This window comes from Bacteroidia bacterium (assembly GCA_040880525.1).
In the GTDB taxonomy this organism is placed as follows: Bacteria; Bacteroidota; Bacteroidia; order CAILMK01; family JBBDIG01; genus JBBDIG01.
This window is the reverse complement of the sequence record JBBDIG010000041.1, coordinates 1-20,678: the sequence shown is the minus strand read 5'-3', so window position 1 is coordinate 20,678 and position 20,678 is coordinate 1. Positions and strand designations below refer to the sequence as shown.

General features: G+C 44.6%; 13 protein-coding genes and 1 rRNA gene. 4 read left to right on the top strand and 10 right to left on the bottom strand.

Going from position 1 to position 20,678, the window contains the following annotated elements; genetic code table 11:
* The first annotated feature begins 530 nt into the window (after positions 1–530).
* Positions 531–1,751: a carboxylate--amine ligase gene (locus tag WD077_12050; GenBank protein ID MEX0967964.1), complete on the top strand. Its 1,221-nt coding sequence runs from the start codon at positions 531–533 to the stop codon at positions 1,749–1,751.
* Positions 1,752–1,777: 26 nt separating this feature from the next.
* Positions 1,778–3,772, top strand: coding sequence for a hypothetical protein (locus WD077_12045; protein MEX0967963.1), 1,995 nt, complete (start codon positions 1,778–1,780; stop codon positions 3,770–3,772).
* Positions 3,773–3,851: 79 nt separating this feature from the next.
* Here WD077_12045 and WD077_12040 read toward each other — a convergent pair whose 3' ends face one another.
* A complete protein-coding gene (locus tag WD077_12040) occupies positions 3,852–4,697 on the bottom strand; it encodes a universal stress protein (protein MEX0967962.1) in 846 nt (281 codons plus the stop codon).
* Between the two features lie 181 nt (positions 4,698–4,878).
* Positions 4,879–5,793 carry a DUF3078 domain-containing protein gene (locus WD077_12035; GenBank protein ID MEX0967961.1) on the bottom strand — a complete coding sequence of 305 codons (915 nt, stop codon included), beginning with the start codon at positions 5,791–5,793 and terminating at the stop codon, positions 4,879–4,881.
* A 137-nt stretch (positions 5,794–5,930) separates the two neighbouring features.
* Between WD077_12035 and WD077_12030 the strand changes: the two genes are divergently transcribed.
* Positions 5,931–7,118, top strand: coding sequence for an MFS transporter (locus tag WD077_12030; GenBank protein ID MEX0967960.1), 1,188 nt, complete (start codon positions 5,931–5,933; stop codon positions 7,116–7,118).
* A gap of 51 nt (positions 7,119–7,169) precedes the next feature.
* On the opposite strand, the gene WD077_12025 is transcribed toward WD077_12030, so the two are convergent.
* The 8 genes from WD077_12025 to WD077_11990 form a co-directional block, all read right to left on the bottom strand.
* Positions 7,170–10,652: an efflux RND transporter permease subunit gene (locus WD077_12025; protein MEX0967959.1), complete on the bottom strand. Its 3,483-nt coding sequence runs from the start codon at positions 10,650–10,652 to the stop codon at positions 7,170–7,172.
* 36 nt (positions 10,653–10,688) lie between these two features.
* Positions 10,689–11,849, bottom strand: a complete 1,161-nt coding sequence (locus WD077_12020; protein ID MEX0967958.1) for an efflux RND transporter periplasmic adaptor subunit — start codon at positions 11,847–11,849, stop codon at positions 10,689–10,691.
* A 46-nt stretch (positions 11,850–11,895) separates the two neighbouring features.
* Positions 11,896–13,287 (bottom strand): TolC family protein, encoded by a 1,392-nt coding sequence (locus WD077_12015; protein MEX0967957.1) that lies wholly within the window; start codon positions 13,285–13,287, stop codon positions 11,896–11,898.
* Entirely contained in the window at positions 13,265–13,873 is a 609-nt protein-coding gene (locus WD077_12010; protein ID MEX0967956.1) for a TetR/AcrR family transcriptional regulator, read from the bottom strand. Before WD077_12010 ends, WD077_12015 begins: the two co-directional genes overlap by 23 nt.
* A gap of 378 nt (positions 13,874–14,251) precedes the next feature.
* Positions 14,252–15,304: an NAD-dependent epimerase gene (locus WD077_12005; protein ID MEX0967955.1), complete on the bottom strand. Its 1,053-nt coding sequence runs from the start codon at positions 15,302–15,304 to the stop codon at positions 14,252–14,254.
* Between the two features lie 14 nt (positions 15,305–15,318).
* Positions 15,319–16,608 carry a nucleotide sugar dehydrogenase gene (locus WD077_12000; protein ID MEX0967954.1) on the bottom strand — a complete coding sequence of 430 codons (1,290 nt, stop codon included), beginning with the start codon at positions 16,606–16,608 and terminating at the stop codon, positions 15,319–15,321.
* A gap of 25 nt (positions 16,609–16,633) precedes the next feature.
* Positions 16,634–19,063, bottom strand: a complete 2,430-nt coding sequence (locus WD077_11995; protein MEX0967953.1) for a polysaccharide biosynthesis tyrosine autokinase — start codon at positions 19,061–19,063, stop codon at positions 16,634–16,636.
* Between the two features lie 23 nt (positions 19,064–19,086).
* On the bottom strand, positions 19,087–19,842 hold the full coding sequence (locus WD077_11990; GenBank protein ID MEX0967952.1) for a polysaccharide biosynthesis/export family protein: 756 nt from the start codon (positions 19,840–19,842) through the stop codon (positions 19,087–19,089).
* A gap of 481 nt (positions 19,843–20,323) precedes the next feature.
* On the opposite strand from WD077_11990, the gene WD077_11985 reads away from it, so the two are divergent.
* Positions 20,324–20,678, top strand: a 16S ribosomal RNA gene (locus WD077_11985); the annotation flags it as partial.

Below are 20,678 nucleotides of genomic sequence, written 5' to 3'. Positions count from 1 at the left end.
AAAACGAATTAAATCAGCACTTTAGAATTGCGATCTAAAAGCCTATACCTATAAGGTTTTATTAAATAAGGTTTTAACAGGGGGGCTGGGTTACTAAGGTTTATTCTGAAAAATAAGGTTGGGCAGGATACACTTAGGCTGTCAGAGGGTTCCAAACCCTTAGACGGCTGGCAACTACAGGATGGGCAAAGAATGGATAAAATTCTTCTATTAAAAATAGAGATAATACCGTTTAACCTTTACCATTATGCTAATGCGATTTAACCTGATATTATCCGTAGCGTAGGGTTTAAACCCTACGCTACGGATAATTATGCATTAAATCACCACAATGAATTTTCACTAGAATCCGTGTTCAGCCAACCTTTTTTGCCAAAAGCCAAAAGCAAACGGGTAATCGCCAATCACTAATCGAACAATTCTTCCTTCTTCTTGCTATGCTCATGTAATAAAAGGAATGGTGCGGAATGAACAAGCTTCCATTTTTCCTTTTATATTGGTTTTAATTATCATTTTAAATTTGAAACATCATGGCCAACTGTTATGCACTCATCGGATGGAGCCTTCCGGTAATTGAAAGTATGCAAAAAGCATCGAAACCCTATGTCGTGGTTTCTCTTCCGGACTTTGAGCCGTATGCAAAGGAGAACAACATCCCATTCGTAAGTTACCACCTGGATGAATGGAGCGACACCTCTAATTCCCTGGACCTTCTCGAAAAGCTGAAGCCGTACAATGCCGATGTGGCTGTGCCGCTTTACGAAGAGACTGTGGAATGGGCCGGGGCGCTCAATTCTATGTACCGTGATGACCCACGGGTAATGAACCGCGCATTTTTGTTCAGGAATAAAGCAATGATGAAACGCAAGGCCCTGATTGGTGGCCTGCGCGTGGGGCTGTTTGAAGAGGTGCATAATCGCGAGCAGGTCAGGGAATTTATGAAGCGGCTGAACCAGGCCAATCTTCAGCTTGATGGGGAAGAAGATAGTTGGGTACACCTGAAGCCTTTTGCTGCTGCCGGAACCATTGGTCATCGCCTGCTCCGTTCACAGGCTGATATTGATGAAAAGATTGAGGATGCTGATTTTCCATGCCTGGCTGAAAGCCACCTCTCCGGCCGTGAATTTTCGTGCGAAGCATACATTCATGCCGGGAAAATTCGCTTTCTGAATATTACTGAATACGTACACCTGGGATATTCCAACTTTATACCTGAAGGCCATTACCTGGCTTCAAAGCGGCCCCTCATCATGCAGAAGATGGAGCAGTTGATAAAAATATTCGGGATAGAATACGGGATGATCCACCCTGAATGGTTTCTTGATGAGAACGATGAACTGAGTTTTGGCGAAGTGGCATGCCGGATACCGGGTGGCCACATTCTGGAGCTTGCGGGCAAAGCCTATAATTTCGATGCGCTGGCTGCTTTTGTAATGATCCACGACCCTTCACTCACCGAGGCTGAACTTGATGAAATTTTTCCGCCCAGGGATTATAAACCAGAAAATTACTATGGCAATGTGATGATCTATCCCCGAAAGGATCAAATTTCAAAACTGGAAATTCCGGATGAATTAAATGACGAGCCCTATTTTCTTGATCATACACTTATACCTCCTTATGCAGGTCAAAAAGTGAGTTCGCGGCAAGGTTTCGGCAACCACTTCGGCACTGTCAATTTCAGAGGCGAAGACCCTGACCGCATGACAGAATTACTGAAATACTACGAAAACGTGGATTTCTATATTTAACCCAAAAACATTCACTAATAATATTAATGATCGCAATCGCGGAGAACATCCATACTAATCTCGAAGAAAGCCTCCATGAGTTGAAAGAGGCAACACCGCTGACGAAAGATGAAAAAGCACGCAAACTCGTTAGCCAGTTAGACACGTTCATGCAAACCACGGAGGGAATCCAGTCCGTTTATGAGAAAATCCTGGAGATAGAAAAAGCAGGGGTATTTGGAAACAGCGCCTGGAAAGATCCCGGGAAGCTAATACCGGGCTTTGTAAAAGGTACGTTGCGTGCCGGCCCCCCAAGCGCTTCCATTGAAATGCTGAGTGAACTGCGGATGCTGGCCTATGCCGAGCAGGACGTTCAGGATCCTGTGATTAAAAAGGAGGACGCAGCGGCATATATCCAGGAAGTAATTGTCCATAATCTTGAATTCGTATTCCAGGACCTGACCGAGGAATCACGGGTGGTGATGAGCCGGCAGGAGCTTCAGAAGGTTTATAACCTGTTTCAGTTTATTATTGATAAATCAGGTCTGGAGGGGATAAAGGAGAAACTGGCAGAGGAAATACGGTTGACCTGCGAACAGCGGCCGGTAGTTACGCTCAGGATACGGCAGCTTATCCATCTTGTTGATTCAAAGCTGGAACTGAATGAAGATGCTGAAGCTGACAGGCAACTCAAGTATTATGTTGATGCGTTGCTGCGTCCCAGCAAACTTTCCCGTAAATACCCTGATCCGGAAAAATATGCCGCTGCCATTGCCAAAGCTGGCTTGCCGACATTAAAAGCTGAAGCTGAGCAGGTCTCCGGCTTTCTGAAAAACACCGGACTCAGCAATCCTTATGTTGCCGCACTCATGCTGCATTCCGTGGAAAAGCATCCAGAGATCTTACCGCTTGTACTGGGATTGAATGACGCTGGCAAAGCCGAATGGGAAACTAGTACCAAACGGATTTCAGCGCTCATCAAAGAAACTTTCAGCATCTATAATTACTTCGGAATTTACGGGCTGGCATGTATGCTGGAGCGGAATCTCTTCACCAGAAGTCCGGTAAGTGCCGGGTTGAATAATCTGCGCAAAGCCCACATTCTTCCGCAGGTGGAGGAGAGGATTCTGAAAACCATCATCAACCGGCATCCTTCTGTAACGGCACGGCAATACCTGATTGATGCTACCGTACGGATGCTGGGATTGCCACTGGGAATCGGGCAGGGCAATAATGCCACATGCCAGTCAGCACGCGGCATGAGCATGTGGAGCCAGCATGCCCCGGCCAAGCTGCTGAACACGATCATCACGGTGGCGACCCAGAACAATCTGATTATGCGCTTTGAGAATACTGACCTGGAAAGCAGCAAGCTGGGAAAGGGACTTATTGATGAACTGGATTATAATCTGGACCCGGTTTCAGCCGTACTGGTTCCGCATTTAGATAAGGTATATAATGAAATGATGCGCATGTCTGCGGGCCGTGGAGAGGATCAGCATAAATGGGTGAATCCGGCTCTGTATGGCCAATGGGTGCAGGTGGGCTTTGCTTCGGCTTACGACTATTTTACCAATACAATTCTGGATTTTCCTGGTTTCGTGAGGCTGTTCTATGCCGCATTTCATCCTAAGTATAATGGCGAACGGATGATGGTTTTTCCAAATCCTGTGGGCATATTCATTACCACCAACACGGGGCTGATGGTAGGATTTCATGCCGTGTCTTTACTGCGCGTAAAGCATGATCCTAACAGCGGAGAAATGCGCGCCTACTTTCTGAATCCGAACAATGAGGGACGCCAGGACTGGGGACAGAATATAAAGCCTACTGTAAATGGAAATGGTGAACGGCATGGAGAAAGTTCATTGCCTTTCCACGAGTTTGCCGCCAGGCTCTATGCTTTTCATTTTAATGAACTGGAGGTAAAAGACAATTTGAGCAAAGTACCCGCTAAAGAAATTGACCGTGTGGTGAAGTTGGCCAGCGAGAGTTGGGGGAAATCATATACCTGGTCTGCTCTTGTTAAACAATGGGTATAGCGGTTTGGATTTTAACGGTTAAAAAAAAAGGCCCTTCGCGAGGAGGGCCTTTTTTAGCTATCAGATTATTTCCTGTGGATCAGTAAAGCGAGACGTGAATATCCTGCCGGGGCCGAACGCTATATACCGGGATAGGGGAGTGGTTCACCATCTGCTGGGCATAAGGGCCAAGTACGAGATTGGAGGCATCAATTTCCTGCTCGGTCATAATCGCGATCAGTGAAGCCTTTACTTCCTTCGCATATTCTATCGTAGCATTGGTGATGTTATCCCCATAAACCGTATCGGTTTTCCAATCCACATCGTATTCCTTGATATAATCCACGACCTGCATCTGGTACCGGGTGATGCGGTTTATGACGCCTTCGGTCCTGTCAGAGATTACGGCAAGCACATGAATGGAGGCATTGAAATACTTGGCAAACTCCACCGTATGCGGCACCTTTTGCCGGGTTTCGGGTGAATTGTCAAGCGGAAGTACAATTCTGGTGATCTCGTACTGTTCAAAATTTTTGCGCAGCGTAAGGACCGGGCAGGGCGCCTGGGAAACGACCTTGAAAGAATTGCTCCCCATCCAGAATTCCTCAACCCCGGAGCGCCCATGCGTGCCCATTACGATCATAAATGTATCAATCTCCTCGGCTGCCTGGGCAATTTCTCTGGAGATTTTCCCCGCCCTGATGTGGCGGTGTAGCGAAATTCCATTTTCCGTGCTGAGCCGGTCAATAAGCCGGTCCAGGTTATCTGCAATTTCGGTTTCGCTGAACTCATCTTTGGAATTACCAAAGAGAGAAAAAACGCTTTTGTCAGGTTTGACGTGCAATAAATGAATCTCTGCACCCATCTTTTTTGCAATATAAATGGCGTGCTGAAGTGCATTGATCGAGTCTTCTGAAAAATCTACTGGTGTAAGGATCCGCTTCATAGGCTTTGAATTTTGGTGAAATTTTTAATACTACAATACAGGCAGCTTTTTGGCTGCGCGATTTTAAACGTTTTATTTAAGTTTTATCCAAACTTAATATCATTCTTGGAATCGGATGATGCAAACTGCTTAATTTATTTCCCTGAAACGTATGGATGGAGCGGTTTATATCCTTTCCCGGTTACTCTCTATTCTTAATCTCGTAAGTGATCCCAATGTTCAATACCTCCTTGAACTGTGTGGCAGGTCCGGTGGTGCCATCTTCCGTTTCTATCTCAATGTCATGGTCATAGATGAGATGCGTGGAGAAATTGGCGGAGATAAAGTCATTTACTTTAAATACAGTCATCGTTTGCCAATCCACATCAATAAGGGTTGGCGTTTGATAATTGGAAAATAAATTGAGGGAAGTCTGGAGTGTCACATTTTTCATCAGTTCCAGTTTCAGGCGGCTGCTGAAGTTTGCTCCGAATTCCGTTCTTATCATTTCGCCATTCTCATTGCCATATATTTCCCTTGCTGCAAGCGTATCATCCAGTACAAAGGTGGTTTTCATGGTGAGCGGAGAGAGAAATAAGTAGAATCGCTTATTGGGCTGATATTCAGCACCCAGGGCCGTTAGCAGGTAACCCGGTGCCATAAACCGGGAAATGACCCTGCGCTGATCTTCGCCTAATGAGTCAGTGTAAAATTCATAACCCACATCCATTTGCGTTTGGAAATCAAGAAGAAATGATACGTTGAAATTCTTGATAAAGGCTCTGCCGGCTTTACTGCTGATTTGCAGGCGGTCGTCACTTTTAATCCATTGGCCATCGCGGCCCTGTTTCAAAATGCTATAGCCTGCCTCCAGATCGTTAATCCAGCTCCAGGAACCCTTAATATAATCGGCATCAGCCTGCAGGAGGCTTCCAAAGGCCATCGTACTTTGTCCGCCACCCTGCCAGTTTGAAAGGCCGGTTTGGTTAAAGTTCAGGGAAAAGACACTGCCTAGCGTCCATGCAGTATCTTCCTGTGGTACTGCAGTTATTTGAGCATCAGAATTCAGTGGAAAATAAAACAGCACTATCAGGAAAAAAGTAAAAGGTTTCAGCATTAAAATATTTATTTTAAAAGGTATAAACGTGATGATGCAGGTGCGGTTCGTATGCCGTCTGAGAATAATTAAACAAAGGGCGAAGACCGGGGCTTGCTGAAGTCGAAACGGGTACTCACCTTTGCACTCATTTCTCTATGATCCGCTCCATCTACACCGCGCAGTTCTGGCTGCTTTGCCTAAGCTCCTTTCTCTTTTTTGCCAGTTTTAATATGATCATTCCTGAACTGCCGGGTTACCTCAGCAGCATGGGCGGCCAGGATTATATTGGTCTCATCATTTTTCTGTTTGCTCTGACGGCCGGTATTTCCAGGCCCTTCAGCGGAAAACTTACTGATCGCATCGGGCGGATCCCGGTTATGGTGGCCGGAGCCGTGGTGGCCGCTATTTGCGGAGCCATTTATCCATGGGTGTCAGCCGTATGGGCTTTCCTGCTATTGCGGTTTTTCCATGGATTCAGTACGGGTTTCAAGCCAACGGGTACGGTGGCATACCTGGCGGATATTGTCCCGGCAAATCGCAGAGGCGAGGCCATTGGGGTGGCAGGACTCAGTGGCAGCCTGGGTATGGCTTCAGGTCCGGCCCTGGGTAGCTGGCTGGCGGAGTTGTGGTCTCTCGATCTCATGTTTTACGCATCTTCGGCTTCTGCGCTGCTGTCTGTGCTCATTCTGGCCGGAATGAAGGAAACGCTCTCTTTCCCGGAAAAATTCAAGATTTCTGTGCTCCGGATTTCCTGGGCCGATGTTTATCAAAAGAGTGTGGTTACGCCTTCACTCATTATGATGCTGACAGTTTTTTCTTTTGGCATTATCCTCACCATTATTCCGGATTACAGCGAATTCATCGGGCTTACCAATAAGGGCTGGTTCTTTACTGTTTTTACACTTTCTTCGGTGGGTATCAGGTTTTTTGCCGGCAAGGCTTCTGATAAATTCGGGCGGATAAATGTTATGCTGGTTTCCACTTCACTGCTCATGCTCTCCATGATATTGATCGCGCTCTCCGAAACGCCATTTGCTTTGCTTTCAGCAGCAGTGGTTTTCGGAGTGGCTGCAGGTATGAACGCTCCTACGCTCTTTGCCTGGGCCATAGATCTGAGCGATAAAAAATACTTTGGGCGTGCGATGGCCACGCTCTACATCGCCCTGGAAATAGGAGTGGGTTCGGGCGCTTTAATTTCAGGAACGATATACAGCAGCGATGATTCCCGCTTTCCTTATGCATTTTCATGTGGCGCCATTACAGCAGGCTTTGCATTAATATTCCTTATTTGGAAAAAGACGCAGGCGCAGGCGCAGGCCGGTCTGGAAAAGAAAACACCCTGACAATTTTTTCCTGCCAGGGTGTTTTTTTATTCCTGATTTAATTCTAAAAAACTAAAGGGTTGCGGGCGATAAATTTCCTTCGTCCCCTGAGGCTTCTTTTTGTTTAGCTTCGGCCAGGGAATGTGAGTGGCGCTGGCTTTTGTCAAAAACCGTAGCCAGCCTGTCGCTGAGTACGTACATCACCGGTACGATCACCAAAGTGAGAAAGGTAGCGAAGGTTAGTCCGAATACCACTGTCCACGCCATAGGTCCCCAAAACGCAGCATTATCGCCTCCCCAATAAATGTCTGGTTGGAAATGCGCCAGGAGCCCGTAGAAGTTAATATTCAAACCCGTGGCAAGTGGTATGAGGCCCAGTACTGTGGTGATGGCCGTAAGCAAAACGGGTCGCAGCCTGGTAGCACCGCCTTCTACAATGGCATCCACAAACTGATCATGCGGAAGACGCTGCTCCTCCAGCCCTAATTCTTTTCTCATTCGCTTGCGGACAAGATCGGTATAGTCAATGAGTACGATGGCGTTGTTCACCACAATTCCTGCAAGTGAGATAATTCCAATACCGGTCATGATCACAATAAAGTCCATCCGAAATACCAATAATCCGAGGAAAACTCCAATGGTGCTGAAGATCACCGAGAAGAGGATGATAAGGGGTTTGATGATAGAATTGAACTGAGATACAAGTATTAATACAATGGCAAAGACCGCTATCATCATTGCCTGAACCAGGAAAATGAAAGATTTTTCCTGCTCTTCCTGTTCCCCTGTAAATTTCACATCGTATCCGGCAGGCATTTCAAAGTCGCTGAGCAATTCTTGAATTTGCCCTACGATCTGCGTTGCGTTTCCATCTCCGGTTACGTTGCTGTAAATGGTAATTACCCTGTCAAGATCCTTTCTTTTTACAGAACCGTAGGTTGAACTGTATTCAAGCTCGGCCAGGGCCGAAATAGGAACTTGCTGAACGTTGCCGCTTGCCTGGTCTCTGAAAGTAATTCGCTGATTCATCAGCACTGGCAGATTATACCGGTATTTGTCATCCAGCTTCAGGGTAATTTCATATTCATCTTCCCCTTCCTTGAATTTGCTGATTTCTTTACCAAAGAGCGCGGTTCTGAGATCTGAAGCTATTCGTCCGGTGCTGAGGCCATATCTGCGCGCTTTTTCCCTGTCAATATTCATGAGGATCTGAGGCTTTTGAGTCTCCAGGTCCATCTTGAGTTCCTCAATTCCATGAATGTTAGCATTATCAATCGTTTGGATGAGGTTTTCACTCAATGCGATCAGTTCATCGTAATCTTCTCCGCTTACTTCAATATTGATCGGTTTGCCGACCGGAGGTCCCATTTGATTCTTATCAACTGTAATTTCAACACCGGCAAGATCATTAAAAGAATTGCGCAAGTCCTCCATGATGGCTTTTGTAGAGATGGTATCTCTGAATTCATATTCCACGAATGAAATGGTAATGCGGCTTCTGTTGGGAGTGATATTATTTCCCATGTCCATATCATCTCCCGCCCCTGCCCCCACGTTGGCAATTACAGCTTCCACAGCATCTCCGTAAGGTTCCATTATTTCAAAAATCCGCTTCTCCATAATTTTGGTAACCGAATCAGTATATTCAATGTCGGTCCCGATGGGGAGCTCGGCAAAGACATTTATATACTGCGGATCATTATCCGGAAACAGGTCTATCTTGGGAGCAAACATTCCAAACAGCATCAGCACGAGGATGAGCACAGCGAAGGTTCCTCCAAAATAGAAATAGGGCGCTTTGCCTATCAATGCGGAGCGCAAGTGTGATCTGTAAAATCGCTCTAGCCTAGGCATCGCTTTTTCCTGAAACCAGTGGGAGGTAGGGTTGAGCACATACATATTAAGAACCACCAGAAAGGCACCCACGATAAGCAACCCACCCAGCAAATTGAGATTGATGGTATAGCACAGGACTGCCACGAGAAGCATTATCATGCTGATGATAATCAGTTTTTTACGTCCCTTTTTGGCTTTGTCATCCAGCTTCATGAAGTAAGATGCGAAAACCGGGTTGATAACGAGGGCTACGAAAAGTGAGGAAGAAAGGACAATGATCAGCGTAATAGGGAGGTACTTCATGAATTCCCCGATGATGCCCTGCCAGAATGCGAGCGGAACAAATGCGGCAACGGTAGTAAGCGTGGAGGTGATAATGGGCAGCGCTACTTCTCCGGCTCCTTCTTTCGCGGCCCGTAATGGCGAATAGCCTTCCTGCATCAGCCTGTATATATTTTCGATGACTACAATCCCGTTGTCCACCAGCATTCCCAGCGCCAGGATAAGCCCGAACAGCACCATCATATTCAGCGTAACGCCAGAAAAATTGAGCACCAAAAAAGCCATGAACATTGACAATGGAATGGCCATCCCTACGAATAGTGCATTTCTTACACCCATAAAAAAGAGCAGCACTAAAACCACCAGAATCACACCTGAGATGATGCTGTTTTCCAGGTTGTTTACACTATTGCGGGTAAACTTGCTCTGATCATTTGTAATATTAATCGTTACATTTTCAGGGAGCTTCTCAGCCTTGGCCGTCTCAATAAGTGCAGTGATCTTATCTGCAGCTTTCAGCAGATTTTCTCCGCTCCTCTTTACCACTTGCAGCGATATAACGGGTAACCCACCGGAGCGGGCGTAGCTCTCGCGCTCCTGGTAACTGTCGCTTACGGTAGCCACATTGCGGAGATAAACCGTACGGTCTTTTTCCTTTTTAACGATCACATTCTGAAGCTGCATCGGATCCTGGAATTCGCCCGTGATTCTGATGGTCCGCCTGAAATCATCTGAAAGGAGATCGCCTGCAGACATTGACATATTTTCATTGCTGATGGCGGTTTCAATATCAGAGAACGAAACCTGGCTTGCCGCCATAGCAAAGGGATCTGCATTAATATATATTTCTCTTTCCAGCGCTCCCAGAATGTCGGCACTCGAAATTTCACTAAGACCCTCGATATCATCCTGCAGATATTCCGCGAATTCTTTCAGTTTATCCAAATCATAATCACCGGAAATATTTACGGTCATGATAGGAAACTCACTGAAGTTGATTTCGAAGACGTTTGGATCATTATCCAGGTCAGTCGGCAAATCCTTTTTTGCCCGGTCCACGGCATCTTTGGTATCCTGCAAAGCCTTAGGAATATCCACCCCGGGATTGAACTCTACGATTATGGTGGAAAAATCCTGGATAGATGTAGAACCGATCTTCTTCAGCCCCGTCAAAGATTTCAGCTCTTTTTCTATGGGCCGGGTGATAAGATTTTCCATATCCACCGGAGAGTTTCCAGGATATGCGGTACCTATATATATAGTAGGTATTACAATTTCAGGAAAGGATTCTTTGGGGATAATGATATAGGAGTATAGACCTCCGAATGTAATAAGGAGCGTAATGATGAGTACGCTGATCCTGTTAAGGAGCGAAAGATTGGTGATCCCAAATGAACGTATCACCTTGTTTTTATCGGGTGCTTTTTCAGTGCTCATATTTACTGTTTGAAATAAAGGAGAGAATTTTCCCTGTTAAAGCTGATTTTGGGCGGTCTCACTCTTCAGGCGAATGGGGTCGCCATCTGTCAGATCCTGGTAGCCTCGTGTGATAAGTCTTTCATTGCCGCTGAGGCCGGTGAGCACTTCTGTCTCCAGATCGTAAGTGTTGCCGGGTTCAATAAAAACCTTTTTTGCTACTGGCCCTTCGTTGGTTTTATCTGCCACAAAAACAAATGCGCCCCGGTTGGATTGCTGTACTACATGGGTAGGCACAATTACCGTATTTTCACTGGTGTAGTCATTCAGCTTCAGAACCGCCATCACATTGGGTTTTATCTTTTTGTCGCGGTTATCCAGCAGCACATCCACCCGGAAAGTTCTGTCTCCAGGATTCACGACCTGGCTTACATACGTTACGGGAACATTTATATCGAGGTTAAGTGAAGGAAAGCTGACGAGGGCGGTGTCTCCTGTTTCTATCTTACCAATGTATCGCTCTGATACTTCAGCAGAAACCTCGATCTTATCCAGGTTTACCACCCGGAAAAGAGGCTGAGCAGGATTGGCCATTTCGCCAGGATTCAGCATTACCTCGTCCACCATTCCGTTAATGGGCGCGGTGATCTGCGTTTTTGAAAGCTGAGCCCGTGCAGAGTTGATCTGGTTTTCCAGGCTTTCTTTCTGGTTCTTAGCCTGCAGATATTGCATTTCAGAACCAATATCCTGTTTCCAGAGCCTTTCCTGTTTCTCAAAAGTGGTGTTGGCCAGATCGTAAGCTGTTTCGAGTTCCTCAATGTTGCGGGCTATGATGTCGTTGTCCAGCTTCGCGAGCAATTGTCCCTCGCTCACTCTCTGGCCTTCTCTCACAAGGATCTGCAGTATTTGCCCGGACACGTCAGGATAGACCTGAACATTCTGGCGTGATTTCGCGGTGCCCTGAATTTCGATGAAATGCCGGAAAATGCCGGTGTCAACAGGATCCACCTCTACCAAAGTCACGTTCTTGCGATAGTTCGTGGAGGTATCCAGTTTTGCTATCTCAATTTGCAGGGATTTTATTTCTTTCTCGATTTCCTTTAGTTCAGCCTTTTTCTCTGAAAGCTCCTTCTTTTTAGCGTCCAGATCGCCTTCTCCATTGCCGCTGCATGCCTGTATTCCGGCTGCAAGCATCAGAAGTATGATTAGTTTTTTCATGTTTAAATTGATGCTAATAGTTTTCATTCTGTTAAAATTCATCGTTTCAGTCAGCATATTGTCCGGTCGCCTTTTGTAGCTCAGCCCGTGCAATCAGCAATTCATAAAGGGCAGTGAAGTAGTTGGTTTGGGTTTGATAAAAGGAGGATTGGGCAGTGCTCAGTTCCAGGCTGCTGCCTACTCCTTCTTTATATTTAATATTGCTTTTTTCATGTATCCGCTCGGCCAGTTCCAGGTTTTGCTCCTGCGTAGCGAATTGTTCCTGCGCGGTAAGCAGATCATTCCTTGCCTGCGCCACTTCCAGGCTTACGGATTCAGAAAGGTTATCCTGTTGATTCAGTATTTTTTCCAGTTCCAGTTTTGATTGCTGTATCTGAGCACTCTTCGTAAAGCTGTCCCATATTGGCAATCGCAAGGTTACGCCCAGAATGGTGCTCGGAAACCAGGGGTAGCCTGATTGCGTAAAGTTGAATTCATTTCGCTGTGCCACTTGCTGGTGAATAAAGCTGCCACTAATGCTTGGCAGGTACGAAACGTTATAGCTTTGTGTATTAAGTTTCTGAAGTTCTGCCTGAGTTTGCAGAAGCTGATATTCGATCCTGTTCGAGGTATAATCACCCTCCGCAACGGGGGACGCAGGTTCATTGGCAAAACGTTCAAGGCTGTCGGTTAGCAGAATATCATCCGCCATCGGATAGCCCATCTGGAATTTCAACAGGAGCCTGGCGGCATCCTTTTGCCGTTCTAACGCATTGATCTGGTTCTCCAGGTTATTCAGGTTCAGTTGCAGGCGGTCAACATCAAGCTGTTCCACGAATCCATTTTCGTAAAGCTGTTGCGTTTCAAAAAGTTGCCGTTCAGCTTCTTCCATATTGCGTTGCATAAACTGAAGATTGGTGGAGGAGAGGAGTGCAGTAAAGTAGGCTTTCTCCACGTTGAGTTTTACGTCCAGCTCTGACAGGTGCGTTTGCCGCTGAGAGAGTTCTGCATAAACCGCAGCAGCCTTGAGTCCAACGAAATAGGTGCCGTCAAAAAGCAGTTGATTTACGCTCAACTGGGCGGTGAGATTGTAATTGGTGCCAAAGCGAATTTCTTCGAATGTGCCGGGAGGTCCGCCAAAAAATTCAGCCGGAATAAGCTGCACAGGAATGTCGAGAAATTTCTGAAAATTAACCTGGCCATCCACCTGGGGAAGGCCAATAGCGCGGGTTTCCGCAATTTTTTTCCTTGCAATCTCCTCGTCCAGTCGGGAATTGCTGATATTCAAATTGTTCTGTAAGGCATAAAGCTGCGCCTCTTCCAGTGAAAAAGCGTTTTTCACTGCGGGTTCTCCGGCAATTTGAGCTAGCGCGCTAAAGGGTAAGAACAGTAGAATGAAAAGGATGATCCTGTTAAAAGTCATCTTGTATTTAAAATTAAAATTCAAGTTTGATTTCATTTTCGAGGTATTGGAGTCCTTTAGTTGTGGCAATGCCGCGGATATGATACACGAAGAGTTCGTGCAGAATAAGGCTGAAGGAAAATTTTTCCGGTGGGAAAATTTGAGTATCCATGATAATATCCATGCGGGCTATATAGAGTTTGGTGATAATTTCCCGGTTAAGTTCGCTTCTGTAAAGTCCTTGCTTTATCCCCTCTTCAAGATTTGCCATGATGTGGGCATAAACGAATTCATCGCGGTAAGCCTGAAAAGCTGTCCAGCTATCGTTGTAGTACTTCTTTATATCATATAGCACTGAAGGGTGTACCTGCCTGAATTGATGGCAGTTAAGTTGGAAAATGTGATTGAGCTGATCAATTGAATTTCCGGGAATCTTACCTGCTTCAATGAGCCTTTCTTTATGTTTTTCAAAGAAGTATAGGACCACCTTTTCAACGAGCTGGGCTTTATTTTGAAAATGCTCATAAAGGGTTTTCTTCGATACACCAAGCTGATTAGCAATCTCATCCATAGAAATGCTTTTGATACCACACCTGAAGAAAAGAGGCTGTACCTGCGAAATAATATCCTTCTCTTTTGTCATAAAGTTTTGTGTAGGGAACCATCGGATCCATTGGAAACTTTTAAAACCTTGAAAGTTTCGGCAAAGTTGGTGAGTTTTCTTAAGCGAGCAAAATGTTTTTGGAATTGAATTAAAGTTTTGATCTGGAAGTTGAAATCTTGGCAAAGGAAAGGTTCTTTTATAGTACTATGCAAAACATGGTACTATAAAAAATTGAGTAAGCGGAAAAGGATGGAAGAAGAGAGGTGGCCTGACGACCGGCAGTAAGCCTTGTTTACAGAAATTATCAGATGAAAGGGAGGTGAGTATTCCTCAGACCTTTTAACAGCGCAAGTCCCCTCATTCATTTGAAAATGATGAACCCTATATAGGAATTACCGAATAGTGAAGAGGAAAGGCTTATACCTTATAATAATCGCGGTACCAATTCACAAAAGCCTTTATACCTTCCAGCACGGGTGTGCCGGGTTTAAAGTCAATGGCAGCGTAAAGAGATTTTACATCTGCGTAAGTTTCAGGCACATCTCCGGGCTGTATGGGCATATAATTAATAGTAGCTTCTTTTCCTGCTACTTCCTCAATACATCTGATAAAGTGCATGAGTTCTACCGGAGAGTTGTTACCGATGTTAAAAACCTTGTACGGTGCAGTGCTGCGGGAAGGATCCGGAGCGGTTGTATTAAATGAAGGATCGCCCTGTGGTATTATCAGAAGGAGACGTTTAAGGGCTTCCACTATATCCAGAACATAGGTGAAGTCGCGCTTCATGTTTCCATTATTAAAAACCTGAATGGGCTTTTCTTCAAGAATATTTTTGGTAAAAAGAAAGAGCGCCATATCCGGTCTCCCCCATGGGCCATATACGGTAAAGAACCGGAGGCCGGTAGTAGGGATATCATATAAGTAGGAATAGGTATGGGCCATCAATTCATTGCTCTTTTTGGTGGCGGCATACATCGAAATTGGATGATCCACAGAATTTGACACCGAAAAGGGCTGTGAGGTGTTTAATCCATAAACCGAAGAACTGGAAGCGTATACAAGGTGTCTCACTTTATTATGTCTGCACCCTTCCAGGATATTTATAAATCCATCAATGTTACTTTGCACATAGGCCCTTGGATTTTGCAAAGAGTACCGGACACCGGCTTGCGCAGCGAGGTTGACAACGTAATCGAACTGCTGTTCATGGAAGAGTTTTTCCATTCCATCCTTATCTTCCAGATTCAACTGAATGAACTTGTGCCGTGGGCCACTGCTAAGGAATTTGCCATAAGAAATATTGTCAGTATTGAATCCTAACGCTTTAAGCCGGCCTGTTTTCAGGCTCACCTCATAATAGTCGTTAATTCCGTCAACACTGATAATTTCAAAGTTGGTATCGGCAATAAGCTTTTGCGCCAGGTGAAAACCGATGAATCCGGCAGTACCGGTGATAAGGATTTTGGGCATTGGGGAGAGGCTGTTTAGAGGCTCCAGTAAGTGAGGTCGGGCAATTGATCGCGAAAAATACCTTTAATATCCATCAGCACTGGACCATCTGATGAAAGGCTTGCGAAGTAGTCTGTTCCTTTGCCTTTATATTCATCGTGGGCAACAGCGAGGATGATCAAATCGTATTTTCCTTTGGGTTGCTCAATGAGTTTTATCCCATATTCATGTTCAAATTGTTCTGAGGATGCATGTGGATCAGTAACGTCTACATTCAGATTATAGCTCATAAGTTCACTCACCACATTGGCCACCTTGGAATTTCGAATGTCAGCAACATTTTCTTTAAAGGTTGCACCCAAGATCAGCACCCGGCATTGTTTCAGCGACTTATCTTTATCAATTAGCAGCTTGACCGCCTGCTTGGCAATATGTGCTCCCATGCCGTCATTGATCTGCCTTCCTGCGAGAATGACTTTAGCATGGTAGCCGAGTTCATCTGATTTATGCGTGAGGTAATATGGATCGACACCAATACAGTGGCCCCCTACCAGACCCGGGAAGAATTTAAGAAAGTTCCATTTTGTACCTGCGGCTTCCAGGACATCATAAGTATTGATATCCATTTTATTGAAAATGATCGAAAGCTCGTTCATCAGGGCAATGTTGAGATCGCGCTGAGTATTTTCAATGACCTTGGCTGCCTCAGCTACTTTAATACTACGGGCACGAAATACTCCCGCTGTGATGATGCTTTCGTAAACCTGGGCGATTATTTCGGCACTGCCCTCATCACAACCCGAAACTACTTTAGTGATGCGGGTAAGCGTGTGTTCTTTATCACCCGGATTGATCCGCTCCGGAGAATAACCCACTTTGAAATCGTCTATGTACTGCAGGCCAGATTCCTTTTCGAGAATAGGGACGCAATCTTCCTCTGTGCATCCGGGATATACAGTAGATTCAAAAACCACGATATCACCCTTTTTTAAAACTTTGCCTACTGTCGAACTGGCCCCGAACAATGGCCGTAAATCCGGAATGTTATGTTCGTCAATGGGTGTGGGGACGGCTACAATATGAAAAATGGCATCTTTAAGATCTTCGGTGTTGCTTGTAAAGAGAATGTCGCAACCGTTGAATGCCTCAGATTGCAGCTCTTCACTTGGGTCCATTTTGTTTTTCATCATCTGAACCCGCTTGTCATTAATATCAAAACCCACTACTGAGAATTTTTTTGCAAATTCCAGGGCAATGGGTAAACCTACATAGCCGAGTCCGATCACCGCGATCTTAGCCTCTTTTTTCTTTAATTTCTCAAACATGATTTTAGATGAAATGTGATTTTGATTAACCGGTGAAAATGCGTTTTACCAGAGATTTCTTCTTCTTTTCGTCTTCTTCGTAATACCCATATCCGTAGCCATAACCGTATCCATAGCCGTACTTGCCGCTATACTTGTAGCTATATCCGACCCCTGAACGCTTAAAGTCATTGAGGATTGTATAGATGTTACTGAAGCTTCCTTCACTGTAAATTTTATTGATACTTTTTACATACTCCACTTTGCTGTATCCCTGGCGAATAATGAAAATGTTGATATCTGAATGCCCCATTAGTATAGAAGCATCAGTAACCAATCCCACCGGTGGCGTGTCAAGAATTATATAATCGTATTGTTGTTTCAATTCTGCTAACAGCTCTTTCATCTTAGGGCTGAGAAGGAGTTCAGATGGATTAGGAGGAATGGGGCCGGCAGTGATCAGATCCAGGTTCTCGACTTTTGTTTTAGTTATAATGTCTCCAGAACTCGCTTGCCCGATAAGGTAATTGCTTAAGCCCAGTGTGTTTTCAATATCAAATTCGAGGTGAATTTTAGGCTTTCTCAAATCAAGGCCGAGGACGATCACCCTTTTGTCAGCATAAGAAAGTACGGAAGCCAGATTGATAGCACAAAAGGTTTTTCCTTCGCCTCCAACCATGGAGGTAATGAGGATCACGTTAGAATGCTCTTTATCTCCGTTAGTGCTGCCCAAATACTGTAGGTTAGTACGAATGCTGCGGAATGCCTCTGAGATAATGGATTTGGGATGACTATGAATTACAAGATTGGAATTTTTATCATTGTGTCCTACCGTACCTATAATAGGTATAGATGTTAAAGACTCTAAATGGGAACGGTCTCCGACACTGTCGTCAAGATAAACTCTCAGGTATGTAATGAGAGAAGGAATAGCCAGGCCAATAAATAAAGCGATCAAATAGTTACGTTTGGTGTCAGGGCTGATAGGACCGCTGACCGTGGCATAGTCAATTATTGAATTATCACTTACGGTGGCCGCTTTTGCAATTTCAGCCTCTGACTTCTTTTGAAGCAGATAGGAGAGTACGCCTTCCTGTATTCCAAAATTTCGTTGCAATCTCAGGAACTCCATTTCTGTTTCAGGAAGCGCACTAATTTCATTTTCATAAGTAGTGGCTATTTTCTCCAGTTCCCTTTGTCTAAGTCTTTTTCCTGCGATGATAGTGTTAATGTTCTCAGCAAGATCGTCCTTGAGCGTATTGATCTGGGTGGCGATGGCCTCCATTTGTGGAAGAGCTTCTTTGGCAGTTTGCAAGAGTTCCTTTCTGCGCTGCAGCAGCGTGATCAGTTCAATGATCAGTTTGTTCAATACCGGATCGGGGTTGTCATAGGCGCTTGGTATGATGGTCTCTCCAATGGTTGCCTCTGCAATGCGCTCTTCTTCAACGTACTGTTTGAGTAATTGCAGGCTTTTGATCTCGATATCCAGGATATGGATATTTTCCTCCAGGGCACTTACTTTTTCAAGGTAATTTTGGGCCTCTCCACTTATATTTATAATTCCGTGTTTTCTCTTGAAGTCTTCAAGCGCTATTTCCATTTCCTGAAAAGTTACGCGATTATTTTGAAGCTGTTCATCAATAAACATCACTGTCTTAGCGGCAATAAGGCTTTTTTCCTGAACCCCTTGTTCAATATATACATCCATTACTGCATTCAGGAAATCCTTCCCTCTTTCTGGCACCTGATCTTTCAATGATACCTCCAGTACTGTTGATTCTTCGATATTGGCAGTGCTGATTTTACCAGTATATTGCCTGGCAATATCCTTATTTGTAACGCGCCAAAACTGATATTCATCAGTATGCAAGCTGCCGTTCTTCGTTGAGGAATGGAAATATTCCGTAAGGACGATCCTTGCATTCAGGTACTCGTTGTTTATAGGTTCTCCAAAGCGATATTGCTTCTTAATTACCGAAGATTTGTCTTTGTCCTCACTGGAGTAGCTAAGCTCAAAGCTATTTTTATTCAGGAATTTTACACCGAATTTTACCTCCTCCCCTTTTTCTTTAAATTCACCAACTACCTCAAAAGGAGAAGATTTGTATAATTCCTGGGCCATGATCTGGCCAAATCCCAGATATGCAATAGAATAGTTTAGCCGTTCAGCCGCTTCATGGATGGTAGCCTTGCTGGTCAGTAGCTCCTTCTGGTTAGCAATACTCTTGGCCCCTTTAAAAAGGGCCATCCCTTCAAAAAAATTCTCCTGGCCTACTGACCAGTTCCTTTCATCTCGTAATAGAATGGTTCCGGAAATGGAGTATACCTTTTTGGAATACCGGTTTACTAACCAGCTTACAAATAAAGAAACTGCAATAAAGAGTAAAAAGAGATGCAGGTTACGCCTCAGAGCGATTAAAATTGGTTTAAGGTCCAGTCCCTCTTCTGGTTTCTCTATTTGATTTTTAATATTCATTTTACTCCTCTAAAATTCTGAATTTATTGCCTTCTGGCCAGGTATGTAAGCAGTGTAACAATAGCTGTAAAAAGAGAGAGTCCTAAACTGACAAATGGAGTGATCTTTTGAAGGTTTTTAACTGCGATTGGCTCAATATAAACAATATCATTGGGTTGTAGATGAAATGCAGCACCGCCTATAAAATCTGTTTTCGTTAAATCAACATATTGAACCGTTGGTCGCTCACCCTGACGGATCACCTTAATCTTCTCTCTGTTTCCATAATCTGTTAAATCTCCGGACAAGGATAAAGCATCCATAAGAGTACCAGCTTCAGTTGCCAATGTTACCAATCCTGGGCTTTGGACTTCACCTAAAACGTATACTTTGAAGGTTAAAAATTTTACCTCAATAAAGGGATTGTTTACATATTTACTGAAGCGATCTTCCAGTTCTTCGCGAACCTCCTTTAATGTCTTTCCTGAGATATGAATCATACCCACTAAAGGCAACTCTACAGTACCGCTACGTGAAACCAGATATCCCCTGTAATAAGCCCCGGATTCCAGTGGAGAGGCATCAGTGATGGCCAGGTAATCATTTATCTCAGTACCATATGTCTTTACATTGATATATAAGATGTCATAGGGTCGTACCACCAAATCCCTGTTAACTGAGAGAGAATCGTCATTCTCTTGCAGGAGGTAAGAATCAGAATCCTGAAAATAGGGAGCAGAACAACTTGAAAGGCATAATATGAGGACATATAAAGGCAATAGATGCCAGGGATGCTTCATAGAAAGTATCGCGAAATTTGGTGCAAAAGTAACCAATAATAGTAATTCACAGATTTCATGTTAGAGATTTTTACCCTTAGAAGTTAACTGGATTAGAAGCATACTAACTAAGATGAGTTTGTTGGCTATGAATGTCAAAAAATAATTTGGAGAATGGGAATCCTGCGGTATCTTTGCGATCCTCAAAACTGGTGAGGGAAGGAGGCTGAGTAATTCTTTTAAGAGGGATGTTGAAATTTGAAAAAGAGAGTTACCTTTGCAGCCGCTTTCGGAGAGACGGAGGTAGAGTAAAAAGTTTAAAAATAAAATTTGGTGGTATAAAAAGTTAACCATACTTTTGCACCCCATTTCAGATTAAGAAATTCTTTGTAATGGCCAAATGAGGTCATGTTTATAGTTCTTTTGAAGGTATTGAAGAGGTGAGAGGTTCCAGGTCGAACTGGAATTTTTTCGAAATATCACGTTAGCTTAAACTCTTTCTACTACGGAGAGTTTGATCCTGGCTCAGGATGAACGCTAGCGGGAGGCTTAATACATGCAAGTCGAACGGCAGCAGGTCCTTCGGGGTGCTGGCGAGTGGCGAACGGGTGCGTAACGCGTATGTAATCTGCCCTCAACCGGGAGATAGCCCTCCGAAAGGAGGATTAATACCCCATGTGTTCCGTTATTGGCATCAATGACGGAATAAAATTCCGGTGGTTGAGGATGAGCATGCGTCCCATTAGCTAGTTGGTAGAGTAAAAGCCTACCAAGGCTACGATGGGTAGCTGGTCTGAGAGGACGATCAGCCACACGGGCACTGAGACACGGGCCCGACTCCTACGGGAGGCAGCAGT